This is a genomic window from Salmonella sp. 32070601201500089SM, from assembly GCF_017573605.1.
GTDB classification, from domain to species: Bacteria; Pseudomonadota; Gammaproteobacteria; order Enterobacterales; family Enterobacteriaceae; genus Salmonella; species Salmonella enterica.
The window spans coordinates 174,458-187,844 of record NZ_JAGETK010000005.1 but is presented as its reverse complement, the minus strand read 5'-3'; the positions used below and the strand labels follow the sequence as shown (position 1 = coordinate 187,844).

Annotated in this window: 12 protein-coding genes, 1 tRNA gene and 3 pseudogenes; 4 read left to right on the top strand and 12 right to left on the bottom strand. The window is 46.5% G+C overall.

Annotation, left to right across the window (positions count from 1 at the left end; translation table 11 throughout):
- Window positions 1-2: 2 nt before the first annotated feature.
- Window positions 3-377: an Ig-like domain-containing protein gene (locus J4728_RS10730; RefSeq protein ID WP_243771271.1), complete on the bottom strand. Its 375-nt coding sequence runs from the start codon at window positions 375-377 to the stop codon at window positions 3-5.
- On the opposite strand from J4728_RS10730, the gene J4728_RS10720 reads away from it, so the two are divergent.
- Complete coding sequence (locus tag J4728_RS10720; RefSeq protein ID WP_072095651.1) at window positions 376-684, top strand: ATP-binding cassette domain-containing protein; 309 nt, start codon at window positions 376-378, stop codon at window positions 682-684. The genes J4728_RS10730 and J4728_RS10720 overlap by 2 nt on opposite strands.
- On the opposite strand, the gene rtsB is transcribed toward J4728_RS10720, so the two are convergent.
- The 3 genes from rtsB to J4728_RS10705 form a co-directional block, all read right to left on the bottom strand.
- Window positions 677-964: a transcriptional regulator RtsB gene (rtsB, locus tag J4728_RS10715; protein WP_001541332.1), complete on the bottom strand. Its 288-nt coding sequence runs from the start codon at window positions 962-964 to the stop codon at window positions 677-679. The two genes, J4728_RS10720 and rtsB, sit on opposite strands and share 8 nt — an antisense overlap.
- Window positions 961-1,836, bottom strand: a complete 876-nt coding sequence (locus J4728_RS10710) for an AraC family transcriptional regulator (RefSeq protein ID WP_000921676.1) — start codon at window positions 1,834-1,836, stop codon at window positions 961-963. The genes rtsB and J4728_RS10710 overlap by 4 nt, the downstream gene beginning before the upstream one ends.
- A gap of 265 nt (window positions 1,837-2,101) precedes the next feature.
- Window positions 2,102-2,323, bottom strand: coding sequence for a hypothetical protein (locus J4728_RS10705; protein ID WP_080217301.1), 222 nt, complete (start codon window positions 2,321-2,323; stop codon window positions 2,102-2,104).
- A 116-nt stretch (window positions 2,324-2,439) separates the two neighbouring features.
- Between J4728_RS10705 and J4728_RS10700 the strand changes: the two are divergent.
- Window positions 2,440-3,321 (top strand): annotated as a pseudogene (locus tag J4728_RS10700) (IS3 family transposase).
- 337 nt (window positions 3,322-3,658) lie between these two features.
- Entirely contained in the window at window positions 3,659-4,660 is a 1,002-nt protein-coding gene (locus tag J4728_RS10695; protein WP_000676523.1) for a DUF1202 family protein, read from the top strand.
- Window positions 4,661-4,748: 88 nt separating this feature from the next.
- Here the strand turns inward: J4728_RS10695 and J4728_RS10690 are convergent.
- Together J4728_RS10690 and J4728_RS10685 are read right to left on the bottom strand one after the other, a co-directional pair.
- Window positions 4,749-5,794: pseudogene (locus tag J4728_RS10690) on the bottom strand (IS256 family transposase).
- 142 nt (window positions 5,795-5,936) lie between these two features.
- Window positions 5,937-6,689, bottom strand: coding sequence for a non-specific acid phosphatase (locus J4728_RS10685; protein ID WP_000842430.1), 753 nt, complete (start codon window positions 6,687-6,689; stop codon window positions 5,937-5,939).
- A gap of 553 nt (window positions 6,690-7,242) precedes the next feature.
- On the opposite strand from J4728_RS10685, the pseudogene J4728_RS10680 reads away from it, so the two are divergent.
- Window positions 7,243-7,320 (top strand): annotated as a pseudogene (locus J4728_RS10680) (helix-turn-helix domain-containing protein); the annotation flags it as partial.
- Window positions 7,321-7,399: 79 nt separating this feature from the next.
- On the opposite strand, the gene J4728_RS10675 reads toward J4728_RS10680, so the two are convergent.
- The 6 genes from J4728_RS10675 to aspA form a co-directional block, all read right to left on the bottom strand.
- Window positions 7,400-7,475 (bottom strand) — tRNA-Phe (locus J4728_RS10675).
- 115 nt (window positions 7,476-7,590) lie between these two features.
- Window positions 7,591-8,166 (bottom strand): transcriptional regulator, encoded by a 576-nt coding sequence (locus tag J4728_RS10670; RefSeq protein ID WP_001188504.1) that lies wholly within the window; start codon window positions 8,164-8,166, stop codon window positions 7,591-7,593.
- A gap of 36 nt (window positions 8,167-8,202) precedes the next feature.
- Window positions 8,203-9,906, bottom strand: a complete 1,704-nt coding sequence (locus J4728_RS10665) for a protein-disulfide reductase DsbD (protein ID WP_000068882.1) — start codon at window positions 9,904-9,906, stop codon at window positions 8,203-8,205.
- Window positions 9,882-10,229: a divalent cation tolerance protein CutA gene (gene cutA, locus J4728_RS10660; protein ID WP_000887832.1), complete on the bottom strand. Its 348-nt coding sequence runs from the start codon at window positions 10,227-10,229 to the stop codon at window positions 9,882-9,884. The genes J4728_RS10665 and cutA overlap by 25 nt, the downstream gene beginning before the upstream one ends.
- 120 nt (window positions 10,230-10,349) lie before the next feature.
- Complete coding sequence (gene dcuA / locus J4728_RS10655) at window positions 10,350-11,651, bottom strand: anaerobic C4-dicarboxylate transporter DcuA (RefSeq protein WP_000637595.1); 1,302 nt, start codon at window positions 11,649-11,651, stop codon at window positions 10,350-10,352.
- Between the two features lie 114 nt (window positions 11,652-11,765).
- Entirely contained in the window at window positions 11,766-13,202 is a 1,437-nt protein-coding gene (aspA, locus tag J4728_RS10650; protein ID WP_000069440.1) for an aspartate ammonia-lyase, read from the bottom strand.
- Between the last annotated feature and the right edge of the window lie 185 nt (window positions 13,203-13,387).

The following is a 13,387-nucleotide window of genomic DNA, read 5'->3' as shown; positions in this document are numbered from 1 at the left end:
TATCAGGCATGATTTTCTTCATCAACACTTACCGAATGCCATGTCACCTCGCTAAGCGAAATCATTTTATCTACGCCGGAGCTCTTGTTAACCGGGTTTTCCGTCGGCGATGTGCCTGTAAATGTTCCATTGGCGGTATAGTCCGTATCGTTGACCGTGACCTTCACCTGAATATCCTGATGCGCCTCCACGACTCCTTTAAGGGTGACGGTGTTATCCAGACTGCTAACAGTCGATCCCAACGTTGGTTCGGCGGACGGTTGTGTATCAATAGTCAGCTTAATTGTTGCGTGAGCTTCTGAGGAGCCGATGAAGGTCGGTGTATTGATGTTAGTGATATTATCGCCTCTGGCGCCAATATCACTATTATCCTTCATGGAACGTACTGGCGGTGTAGAGTCTATCGTCAGCCAGCCGATAGACAGCGAAGAATTATCCATAGCGTTTGCGGAACGAACACTGATTGATCAGCTTTCATTCACTGCTGTTCCCGGAGATTTTATGGGTATTATCGGTACATCAGGTTCAGGTAAATCTTCTTTAATCAAAGCACTATCAAATTCCAGTCATTGCTATACGGGAACAGTTAAATTAAACAACGTAGATATCACACCGATCTCTGAAGATGATATCCAGAGTTGCCTTGCCTACCACTCTACCAACATTTTAGGAAAAATTACGTAATATCGACTGATATATAAAACTCATTCAGCATCAAATGGATTAATTCAACATCAGTAGTAATATCCATTTTTTTATAGGCTGATCTCTTTTGTGTTGAAATCGTTTTTATATTTCGATCTAATAAATTTGAGCAACTTTTAACAGATAATCCTGCTGCTACGTAATAAATAACTTTTTTCTCGCTCAACGTTAGATCGAATTTTTTAGCGAGCAACAGAATCCCGTCTTTTATATTAATATGTTTTGCTTTGTTCTTATACTGCATTGTCAGATATCTCAATTAACATATTGATGACGAGAGGAAGATAAAAACGCTAAAAATTCCGATGGTGTAGTTTTGAAATGTTTTTTAAAAACGCATGTAAAATAAGAAGCACTATCATAACCACACATATAAGCCACTCGAGTAATATTATATTCACTATTGCGTAGAAGTTTTGTCGCTTTATTCATTCGCGCATTAAGGTAAACTTCGCTGAATGAGGTGTTCTCTTGTTTCAATTTCCTTTTTAATGTGGAACAACTCATATAGAGCGAGTCAGAAATATCCTTGAGCGCCCATTTTCGACTTATGTCGCTTATAATAATATTATAGATATTTTCGGCTAATGTATTTTGCGATAGTTCTCTAAAGAGGGCAAATGCTTCAGGTTCATAGATGAACTCTGAAAGTAGAAATCTTATTAAATATTCCTTTTTATCTTGGGATAATTTCTGGCTTTTATTTGAAGAGTGTAAAAGGTTGAATACTCTTGCTACGCCTGTTTCTATTGGCGCTAACAGATGTTTTGTCGTCGGTTTTGTTAATGGGGCCGAAAAGTCTGCATGTTCATACAGAAAAAAATTATAAGCATTTTTTATTGACGCAGAATCTAATTCAATTAAATTATAATTTAACTGTTCATGAGTCTCTTCCATAGTGATATGAATAGTTTGATCTTTAGCTAAAAATATTAACATTGGCCCTGATGCCGTAATATACTCCCCGGACGATGTCGTAATTGAAATTTTACCCGTGGTGAGCTTGATGAGTACGGACTGCAGTAAATTTAATCCCTGAAGTGATAAGGATTTCCTCTGCCAGTTTTGCGCTGATTGTAAACATTCAATGCTCCCCACCTGGACAGGTGAGGGATTAAATACTTTTAGCATGATAATTTCCTTTTATTAAATGTGCGTGTAAATCAAAAATTATTCTGAAAAATATTTCAAAAGAAAACTAATATATAGCTATATAATTATTTGCGAACTTAAGGTATCAGGTGGCGATCTTTTCATTTTCTATGGAAAATGCTATTTTATATTGCATTTCTACATATTATAGTATCGTTAAAAAACTATGTCGCGTATAAAAAAAAGATGGAAATTTACAAGAATTGGCTCATGTTATTATCAATTTATCTCTTTAAAATTTGAATTAAGTAATAATTGCCTTTAATCTTTTAGAGAATAGCTCTTTAATTTCATGGAGGTAGTTAGCATGAGGTATAAGATCTGATGTTAATTTGTGATAAGGTTTATCCTGGATGTAAATATTAACGCTCTCGGCCAGGAAAGGCATACAACGCGGTAAATATATACGGCGGCGGGTAGATGGCGTAGCGATATCCGGAAGTTTGAGGGGAGGGGAAGCATTCAATCGTATGGTTGGCTTTATGAAAAACGGTGTAACACGTTATTGAGGTTCTTTGATCTTACCCAGCAATAGTGGTCACGTGACTAAGTGAGTAAACTCTCAAGCAAGAGGTGACTCATATGAAAAAACCAGCATCAACCACCAAAAAGCCACGCAAGCAGCACACGCCTGAATTTCGCAGGAAGCCCTGAAACTGGCTGAACGCATTGGGGGGCCGCTGCCGCCCGCGAGCTTAACCTGTATGAATCACAGCTCTACAACTGGCGAAGCAAACAGCAAAATCAGCTCTCTTCTTCTGACCGCGAACAGGCGATGCCCGCAGAGATCGCCCATCTGAAGCGTCCGCTGGCAGAAGGGGATGAGGAACTGGCCATTCTCCAGAAGGCCGCGGCATACTTCGCGAAGCGCCTGAAATGAAGTATGTCTTCATCGAAAAACATCAGGCTGAATTCAGTACCAAAGCCATGTGCCGTGTACTTCTGGTTGCCCGTAGTGGCTGGTACGTCTGGCATCAGCGTCGTCATCAGATAAACCAGCGTCAGCAGTTCCGCCTTGTCTGTGATAACGTCGCCCGGGAAGCATTCAGTGACGCAAACAGCGCTATGGTGCGCCACGCCTGACGGATGTATAACATAAAAACCGTGGCGGCCAGCCTGCGATGCGTTACAGATGGTGCAATGGCGGCGTAAACGACTGGGAAAGTCAGCGTGCATACAGACAGAGGTGGTCAGTACTATTCAACGGATTAGCAGAGCTTACTGAAACGACATAATCTGCGGGGGAGTATGAGCACCAGAGGCTGTTGTTATGACAATGCCTGTGCAGAAAGCTTCTTTCACACGCTGAAGGTGGAATGTATCCACGGAGAGGGCTTTGCCAGCTGGGAAATAATGCAGACAGCAGTGTTTAATGATATCGAGTGTGATTACAATCAACGGCGTCGTCACAGTGCCTGTGGCAGTCTCAGTCCGGAACAATTTGAAAACCAGAACCTTGCTTAGGGTTGTGTCCATATTACGCGGGTAGGATCAGTCCATTTCTGTAGTCTGCCTGTTGTTCTTCATCGTCAGTTGAAGTAACAGCTTTACCTCCGGCTACAGTAAGGATGATTGAAAAAATCATTTTAATGGCTTCAGCCAGCCCATTAAAAAATTGCTTTCCAACTATCTGATTTATTAGAGGTATTGTCTTTCATTAAGATAGCGAGTCCTGGTGGTTTAAAAATAAAGACACAGTATTATAATGAAAATAACACATCATTAAATATTGAATTTGCTAACTCGTTGTGTGATGCTGAAATGATTTTATTGCATATTATTAATTTCTGGGATGAATGTTATGAAAGGAAAATTTTTGTGTGGTTTATTGGTTTCGCTATTAATTAGCGGATGCGGTGACGATAACACCCCTACAGAGAAAGTCTTGAAAGAACAATTTAGTAATCAATTTCATGGGCGTCTTATCCTTGATTCAATTGATATCAAGGAAACATCGGTTGATGGAAATAAGAGAACATATGCTGCTGATGGCTTACTTTCTACTGGCTACGATCTGTATACGCCAGTTGCCTCGTTAACTGATTATATTGTTGTTCAAAAATCGTGGGATAAAGGCAAAGATATTAAATTCTCAGCAACTTTGAACAGTCTTGGTAATAAAGATACTGGATGGAAAACAATATTTTCTTCATTACAAATGTCAGAAACACCAAAAGGCAATCCAATTCCTAATGTTGAAACTGACGGTAAATATATCATCATGGATGGAGCAGGTTTTGATGATAAAATAAATGCAATTAAAGATGAATATGCCAGGAAGAAATCAAAACTAAACGAATTAAATAATGATATCGCAAAAGTTAAAACTAATATATTAGTTATTAATAAAGAAATCGATGAGTATTGGGGGAAAGGGGAAGATGGAAAAACACAAAGCCGTTATTTTGTTCAGCGTGATTTGAATAAAGAGCTGGAACTCTTTAATAAAGAAAATGCTCCTTATTATTTTGAGAAGAAGTACAATGCTGAAGTTTTCGACCCAGCAATGAAGGCTCGCCGGGAAAAATTAAAGAATTACAGGTTGAGTGATTTTGATGACATAAGGGCGGAGAAACGTGCTGTATTAGAAAAACATAAAGAAGAATACTCCGTAAAATATAATGAAATTAATGAGAAGATAAAAGCGAAAATGAAGGTGCTCGATGATGGTTTACAAGAGTTGATAGCAAAGAAACGTGGTCTCATACAGCAGCAATCAACCATCTCAGACGAGATTCGCAATCTTGATTATCAATATAAAAATTGGGTAAATTTTATGGAAGAGCTAAATAAAAGAAAATAACTGACTATTATTATGAGTGATAAAAAAGAGACTGAAATCTGGTCTCTTTTTTTGAGCCTGTCAGTAATTCTATGTAACTGCTAATATATTAAAGGTGATTGCTCAGGCGGTCACCGAACTCGATAATAAAGCGACTCATCGCCAGCCGCCAGTTCTGGATCGGCATACTCCATTTTTTTGATGCATCCTTGATTGCCAGATAAATAACCTTTCGTACCGAGTCATCCGTCGGGAACACTTTGCGTTTCTTAATCGCGGCACGGATCACGCTGTTCAGGGATTCGACTGCGTTTGTAGTGTAGATGGTAGATGGTCTTGCGGATATCCGGCGGATAACTGAAGAGCGTATTGAGGTTTTCCCAGTGCGCACGCCAGCTTTTGCTGATTTGCGGATATTTCGGGAAGACGCTGTTTATCGCATCCGGGAAGCCCTTCAGACCGTCCACACAGGCAATCAGGATGTCCTGAAGGCCCCGCTTTTTCAGCTCCGTCAGCACGCTTAGCCAGAACTTTGTGCCTTCATTTCCGGACAGCCACATGCCGGCAACGCTTTCTGACCTTCGGTATTGATCCCCAGCGCAGGGAAAACTGCTTTGTTTATCACACTGCCATTCTGATGAACTTTGACAACATACAGTCCATATAAACAAAGGGATACAGCGTATCCATTTGTCGGTTTTGCCACTCAATGACCTGCTCTTTTACGGCGTCGGTGACTTTAGATATCAGCGTGGGCGACACATCGGAGTCGTACATTTCTTTGAAGGTGGCAACGATTTCGCGGGTAGTCATGCCTTTGGCGCAGAGGGATAAAATCTGTCTGTCCATCTGCGTAATGCGCGTCTGGTGCTTCTTAATCAGCTGTGGTTCGAAGGTATTTTCACGGTCACGCGGCGTGTTCAGTTCGATCTCGCTGTTATTGCATAACACCGTTTTTGACGAGTAGCCATTGTGGGTGTTTGAGCCTGTTTTGGGCGCATTTTTCTCATACCCGGGGTGGTCAGGCAGCTCCGCATTGAGCGCTGTTTCGACGGTAAGCTTCGTCAACATGCGGGAAAAAGCATGGAGATCGGCTTCGGTTTTAAGGCCTTCAGCCACTTCAGCCGCAAGGGCTTTGAGTTTCTTTTCGTCCATAATTGCCTGTCTCTGTTACTGGAGTGAACATATCAAAAACAGGCACTTACACAATTTTAATTACAGTCTCACGCCCGGTCGCCCCTACGCAGTTGCACTTCCTTTCATTTGCTGTGGCCAGTTTGCGGGAAGACTTTCACCTTCAGTAATTAAGTTCGGGGTGATCTTCTTTACTCAATAAATTATTTTTGTCGTTCAGCTCCTCACGGACTTTTGCCAGTGACTTCTGAAAAGCCGGGATTGTTTGCAGCCTTGCAAACTCTACTGCTCCCACATAACGACCAGCATCAACATCACTTTGCCAGTGAGCACCACATATCACTCTGCTTTGCCCGAACTCCCATCCTCGTCTGGCGAGCTCCTGCGCGCGTTCCGGTCTGGCCTCGGATAATACTAATGCCAGAAGTGTACCATAAGCAGTATGCCCGGAAGGGTAAGAGCCATCTTTTCGCAAAGTATTCTCATCTTCAGGACGGCAGGTGGAATGATTAAATAAGACAAAGGGGCGGGTACGCATATAATATTTTTTTGCCGAAGCAGTAGCGTAGTAGCCGCCCATTTTCAGAAGATTCTGTAACATATTCCAGGTTTCAGGCGTATCTTTGGGATTAATTTTAGCACCCACTACTGGCGAGAATATTCTGGCTATATTTTCCACGCTTACATCTGCATCCTCAGCAGCTTGTTTCCATCGTGGGGAACCCTTTATCGCATAGCCCTTGAAATAAGCCTCCTTATCATAGCGGAAAGCCGGATCATCATTACCTGGCGGTGGTGGTAAGTAGAACTGACTGTTCACTGATTCTTCAGGAGAATGAAAGGGTTGCACTGTTTCTGCTGATGTATATTTAGCTACGATCAGTGGTAGAAAAAATACTAAATAACGACTTTTCATAAAGACTCACTCCGGATCAGGCAATAATAAACAGATGTAATCCTATAATGATTTATTGCAATGGTTATTCAACATACAGGTAAAAAAGCAGGACGCTGTACTGGCATTATCGTCTGTCCATACCGGACTGGCTGCAGCGGACAACAGAACAATACTGGTACTTCCTGCTAACAGCATTTTGTTTAACTTTTCTCCCCGGTTGTTTTTTATCTGCGTGCCTGACTGACACGCATTAGGTTAAAATGTTTACGTAATAACAAACTATGAATAAGTATTTTAAACTATGTGCCCTGTTACCCCGACAACTACCACCAGTCATGATGTGCTGAGTATTAATTTATGATTATGAACAAGAGTCGTAAACAATATTTAAGAATAAAGAAACTGAAAAAGAAAAAATGCCAAAATTGGCGAAGGGATTATTGTTGTCAGTGATGGAAAAGTTCATGGCGGAAATATTGGATTCACTTGTCGAGGCTAGCGAACCGTCAGATGGAGTGATACGCGTTATTACTGATAATAATCTCCCTGTAGCTAAGTAAGCTTTTGACCCTGGCCCAAAGGGGAAAAGCTGATCGCCGAAGCGCTGGGCGTTGCGCCAGAGAAAATCTGGCCTTCTCGTTATAGCTAGTCAGACCAGAGATGGGGGCTACGGATTTCCATTCCCAGAAAAGCAAAAACCCAGCCATAGGCTGGGTTTTCTGAATAAGTGGTGCCCGGACTCGGAATCGAACCAAGGACACGGGGATTTTCAATCCCCTGCTCTACCGACTGAGCTATCCGGGCAACGGGGCGCATTAAACCGTAAAGGGGCGCGGTCGTCAACGGCTTTACACGAAAAAAGTGATAAAAGCGCGCTGACTGCCTGCTTTTCAGGCAAAATGCATAAAATCAGTACCCGTCAGGTGAGCGCGCCACCCTGACGGCACTGTGCAAAACGCAGAATATCTTCCGCCAACCGCTGAGCGGTATCTACATCAGCCTGACTGCGGTTGACCAGCATTCGGCTGAGACAACCTTCCAGCACCAGCTCCATCTGCCTTGCAACCATCGCCGGATCGTCAATTTCCAGCGTGGTCAGTAGCTCATGGGTAAAATCATGTGCCGCGCGTTTTTGTTGATTAGCCAGTTGGTGAATAGGATGGGTTGGGTCGGGATAAAACGTACAGGCGGCAATGAACAAGCAACCAGGATAACGGTTATTACTGACACATTCCGAAAGCGCGCTGTAGCGTGCCAGTAGCTTTTGTTCAGCAGAAAGCGACTCATCAAGAAGAAGCTGGCGTCGCCAGATATCTACCTGCTGACTCAGATAACGTAGCGCGTCATATAAAATGGCTTCTTTATCTGGCCAGAAACGCTGTAATGTGTCGAGTGGGCGATTTACGCGCTCCGCCACCATTTCCAGCGTAGTATCGGCTATCCCTTGCGTCTCCAGTAATTTCAGGGCTTCTCCCAGAATATCTTCACGTTGCACGGTATTCTCCTCCGTCTTTGCTTTTGCAAGTGTCGCTCACGGTTGGCGATCGTGCAAATGCGCGCTAAAGGTGGCGGCGTCCATAAAGCCGGTGACTCGCGATTGCGGCTGTTCCTGGCCTTGGGCATTAAAGAACAGAATGGTGGGCAGCCCGAGGACTTGCAGATGCTTTAACAGCGCGGCGTCCTGCGCATTGTTAGCGGTGACGTTAGCCTGCAAGAGCACCGTGTCGCCGAGCGCCTGCTGGACCCTCGGATCGCTGAAGGTATACTTTTCAAACTCTTTACAGGCCACGCACCAGTCGGCGTAGAAATCCAGCATAACGGGTTTGCCTTTGGCCTGCGCCAGCGCCTGATTGAGTTCGTCCACGGTAGAAATAGCCGTGAAATTGAGGTGCGCTGGAGCTTGCGCGGATGGCGATCCGAACGCCCAATCCTGTAGAGGCCGCACGCTAATGAGCGCTGCCGCCAGCAGGATAATCTGTACGATACGCATCCACGCTCGTCTGGCCTGAAGGCTGGTGATAAAGGCCCAACCAAAGAAAGCGACGCCCAGCAGCGACCACAGACGTAAACCCCAAGCCTCGCCAATAATCCGCTCCAGTAAAAAGACCGGTAACGCGAGGATCACGAAACCAAAAGCGGTTTTAACATGCGCCATCCACGGGCCGCTTTTCGGTAACAGGCGGTTGCCAAACACGGTGACCAGCATTAGCGGCAGACCCATACCTAATGCATACAAATACAGCGTGCCGCCGCCCAGCCACATGTTGCCGCTCTGAGCGATATAAAGCAGAATCGCGCTTAACGGCGCTGTAGTGCAGGGCGAGCAAATTAATCCGGCAATCGCCCCCATAACAAAAACACCGCCGGGCGAGCCGCCTTGCTGACGATTACTCATTAATGTCAGCCGGGTTTGCAGTGAGGAGGGGAGCTGTAGTGTGAACAGGCCAAACATCGACAACGCAAGCAGGGTGAACACGATGGCAAGGCCGATTAACACATAAGGGTGCTGCAGCGCCGCCTGAAACTGTAATCCCGCTGCGGCGACGACCAGACCCAGTGCGGTATAGGTCAGCGCCATCCCTTGTACATAGATAAAAGCCAGCAGCAGTGCGCGCCCCGTCGACAAACGTTGCCTTCCCCCCAGGACAATACCGGAAATCAGCGGATACATGGGTAAAACGCAGGGCGTAAAGGCGATGCCTATGCCGATCAGCAGTGCCCAGAGCGCGGAAAAAGGTAGCTGGGCGGCGGGTTTTGACGTCTCACTCGTCTGGGTGACAGCAGGCGTCGGCGTGGCGTCTATTGCCGCGGCGACTTCACTTAGCGGCACCGTTTTCGTTTCCGGCGGATAACAGAATCCCGCATCGGCGCACCCCTGGTACGTTATCGTTAATGTCGCGCCAGCCGCCGCCTGGTTAACCGTTACCGGAACGTTTAGCCGCTTACGGTAGATTTCGCTTTTTCCGTAGAACTCATCTTCATGCCAGACGCCTGCCGGGAGTTGGACTGCGGCGATATCCGCTTTCGTCGGCGTGATACTGATTTGTTTACGGTAAAGGTAGTAACCCTCTTTTACCTGCCAGGAGAGGGTAAGATCGTGTTGATTTTGCTGAAAATCAAAAACAAACGCCCGGTCGGCAGGGACGAACTGCGAGCGACCCGGCGCGTCGAATAATCCGGCGAAGGCGGATGTGCTGCACAGCAGCAGGATCAGCGTAAAGATGCGTTGAGCCATGAGAGGTAATCAGTATCTCCGTGAGTAACAGGTAAAACCAGAAGTTCAGGCGTTTGATACGGGTGATGAGACTTCAGGCAGTCGATAAGCGCTTGCTGATGTGAAACGGTGGTTTTTAAGATCATTTGAACTTCATACTCCTGCTCCAGTTTGCCTTCCCAGTAGTACAGCGATGTCGCGCCGGGGAGGAGGGTGGCGCAGGCGGCCAGTTTTTCCGCCAGCACTTTGGCGGCCAGATCCTGGGCGGTAGCTTCATCCGGGGCGGTACAAAGCACCACAACGGCCTCGGGGATGGAAATATCCTGACTCTTAACATCAAGCATAAACACCTCGAAAGAACAAAAAGACCCGCAAGTGAACGGTCACTATACAACGGACGAGGGCAGGATGTTAGTCAAAGGGCGGGAGAATGCGGGGCGTGATACGCCCCGCGGGTGAAACACTTACAGCATAAAGCTGCCCAGCAGGAAGCCGAAGCAGACAGCCAGAACGACGCCCAGGGTGCCTGGGATGAAGAACGGGTGGTTAAAGACGAATTTACCGATACGGGTTGTACCGGTGTCATCCATCTGTACCGCCGCAACCAGAGTCGGGTAGGTCGGCAAAATGAACAGGCCGGAAACGGCGGCGAAGGAAGCGACTGCCGTCAGCGGAGAGACGTTCAGCGCCAGCGCCATCGGCATCAGCGCTTTCGCCGTTGCCGCCTGAGAGTAGAGCAGCGCGGAAGCAAAGAAGAAGATGACGGCCAGCAGCCACGGATGCCCTTGGATGACGCTACCCGCAGTGTCTTTGATCCAGTCGATGTTAGCGGATACGAAGGTATCGCCCAGCCACGCCACGCCCAGAATACAGATACAGGCGCTCATCCCTGCTTTAAAGGTACTGGAGTTGAGGATGGCGTCAGTTTCCACTTTACACAGGATGGTGGTCAGCGTTGCGACGCTCAACATGATGATCAAAATAGCGTTGGTGGTGTTCATCAGCGGTTTCTCAACCAGGCCGAGGCTCGGACTGTTGACAATCGCATAAACAACCACGCAGATAACGCCCAGCAGGAACAGCCAGACGGAATTTTTTGCCATCGGTTTGATTTCAATCTGCTTTTCACCACGCAGTTCAATCAGCCCTTCTTCCAGACGTTTGCGGTAAATCGGGTCGTCCGACAGTTTGGAGTTGAACAGCATCGTGACCAGGAAGGACATCACCAGCACCGCCAGCAGCGTAGAGGGGATAACCACGGACAGCAGGTGAATGTAGCTAATGCCATGACCTTCCATAACAGAAGACATATACACCACGGCCGCAGAAATCGGCGAGGCGGTAATCGCAATCTGCGCGGATACCACGGCGGTCGAGAGCGGACGGCAAGGTTTGATTCCCTGCTCCTTCGCGACTTCAGCAATAACCGGCAGCGTTGCCAGGGAAATGTTCCCGGTACCAGCAAAAATAGTCAGGAAATAGGTCACAATCGGTGCGAGGATAGTGATGTATTTCGGGTTCTTACGCAGCAGTTTTTCCGTCTGGTTTACCAAATAATCCAGACCGCCCGCGACCTGCATAGCAGAGATCGCGGCGATAACCGCCATAATGATGGAAATGACATCGAATGGAATTGTCCCTGGCTTCACGCCGATGGCGGCAAGTACCAGAACACCCAGCCCACCTGCGAATCCAATACCGATGCCCCCAAGTCTGGCGCCCAAAAAGATTGCCAGCAAAACAATGATAAGTTCGACAACTATCATATTAGCCTTCCTTGTTGTTTAACAAGTTGATATTAAATTGTTGTTATTTGGTAACTTCTTGTAAGAAAAAAGGCACGTCATCGTGACGTGCCTCTTTGGTACTACCCTGTACGATTACTGTTCGCTTTCATCAGTATAACGTTTAGCTTTATAAGCCGGGTGCATCAAGTTCTGTACGGAGAAAATATCGTCCAGCTCGGCTTCCGTTAACAGGCCGCGCTCCAGCACAACTTCACGTACGCTCTTACCGGTTTCAGCACAGATTTTACCGACGATGTCGCCGTTGTGGTGGCCGATGAACGGGTTGAGGTAAGTGACGATACCGATGGAGTTATAAACGTACCCTTCGCACACTTCTTTATTCGCGGTAATGCCGTTAACGCATTTTTCCAGCAGGTTGTAGCACGCGTTGCTCAGAATGTGGATGGATTCGAACATCGCCTGGCCGATAACCGGTTCCATAACGTTCAACTGCAACTGACCGGCTTCCGCCGCCATCGTAACGGTGGTGTCGTTACCGATGACTTTAAAGCATACCTGGTTTACGACTTCCGGTACAACCGGGTTCACTTTGGCTGGCATGATGGAAGAGCCCGCCTGCAGTTCCGGCAGGTTGATCTCGTTCAGGCCGGCACGAGGACCAGAAGAGAGCAAGCGCAGGTCGTTACAGATTTTGGACATCTTCACTGCCAGACGTTTCAGCGCGCTGTGAACCATAACATACGCGCCACAGTCAGACGTCGCCTCAATCAGATCTTCAGCCGGAACACAGGCGAAACCAGTGACTTCAGCCAGTTTTTTCACCGCCAGCGGAGAGTATTCTTTTGGCGTGTTCAGACCAGTACCGATTGCCGTTGCGCCAAGGTTGACTTCCAGCAGCAGCTCAGCAGTACGCTCGATGCTTTTCACTTCTTCTTTCAGCAGGATGCTGAACGCACGGAATTCTTGACCAAGCGTCATCGGTACGGCGTCCTGCAACTGGGTACGACCCATTTTCAGGATGTCCTGGAATTCAACCGCTTTACGTTCGAAACCTTCACGCAACTGGTTGATGGCATCGATCAGTTTGACGATAGAGGCGTAAACCGCTACACGGAAGCCTGTCGGATAGGCGTCGTTAGTGGATTGACATTTATTCACGTGGTCGTTCGGGTTCAGGTACTGATATTCACCTTTCTGATGACCCATCAGTTCCAGCCCGATGTTGGCCAGCACTTCGTTGGTATTCATGTTGACGGAAGTGCCCGCGCCGCCCTGGTAGACATCTACCGGGAACTGGTCCATGCACTTACCGTTGTTAAGGACTTCATCACATGCGGCAATGATGGCATTCGCCACACTCTTAGGAATGGTTTGCAGCTCTTTGTTGGCCAGCGCCGCCGCTTTTTTTACCATAACCATGCCACGCACAAATTCAGGGATGTCGCTGATTTTGTTATTGCTAATGTAGAAGTTTTCAATCGCTCTCAGAGTGTGAACACCATAGTAGGCTTCAGCTGGAACTTCCCTGGTACCCAACAGATCTTCTTCGATACGAATGTTGTTTGACATGTGAACCTTCTTTTTCAAGCTGCCAATGATTTTTACTTTAAAACACACAGGATATATGTGATTTCGAATGTTTTCTGACCGACGATTATCCCCTCCATCGGCCTGATAAACGAGATCATATGCTGGTTCAGAATTCCTACCGTAATCTGGATCACTTAAAGTGTGGGAATTTACCCCTTATTTAT

Excerpts from the sequence above, each read along its gene's own strand:
- J4728_RS10720 (WP_072095651.1), top strand. The coding sequence starts at position 376 with ATGGAACGTACTGGCGGTGTAGAGTCTATCGTCAGCCAGCCGATAGAC.
- J4728_RS10730 (WP_243771271.1), bottom strand. The coding sequence starts at position 377 with ATGAAGGATAATAGTGATATTGGCGCCAGAGGCGATAATATCACTAAC.
- J4728_RS10710 (WP_000921676.1), bottom strand. The coding sequence starts at position 1,836 with ATGCTAAAAGTATTTAATCCCTCACCTGTCCAGGTGGGGAGCATTGAA.
- J4728_RS10695 (WP_000676523.1), top strand. The coding sequence starts at position 3,659 with ATGAAAGGAAAATTTTTGTGTGGTTTATTGGTTTCGCTATTAATTAGC.
- J4728_RS10685 (WP_000842430.1), bottom strand. The coding sequence starts at position 6,689 with ATGAAAAGTCGTTATTTAGTATTTTTTCTACCACTGATCGTAGCTAAA.
- J4728_RS10665 (WP_000068882.1), bottom strand. The coding sequence starts at position 9,906 with ATGGCTCAACGCATCTTTACGCTGATCCTGCTGCTGTGCAGCACATCC.
- cutA (WP_000887832.1), bottom strand. The coding sequence starts at position 10,229 with ATGCTTGATGTTAAGAGTCAGGATATTTCCATCCCCGAGGCCGTTGTG.
- dcuA (WP_000637595.1), bottom strand. The coding sequence starts at position 11,651 with ATGATAGTTGTCGAACTTATCATTGTTTTGCTGGCAATCTTTTTGGGC.
- aspA (WP_000069440.1), bottom strand. The coding sequence starts at position 13,202 with ATGTCAAACAACATTCGTATCGAAGAAGATCTGTTGGGTACCAGGGAA.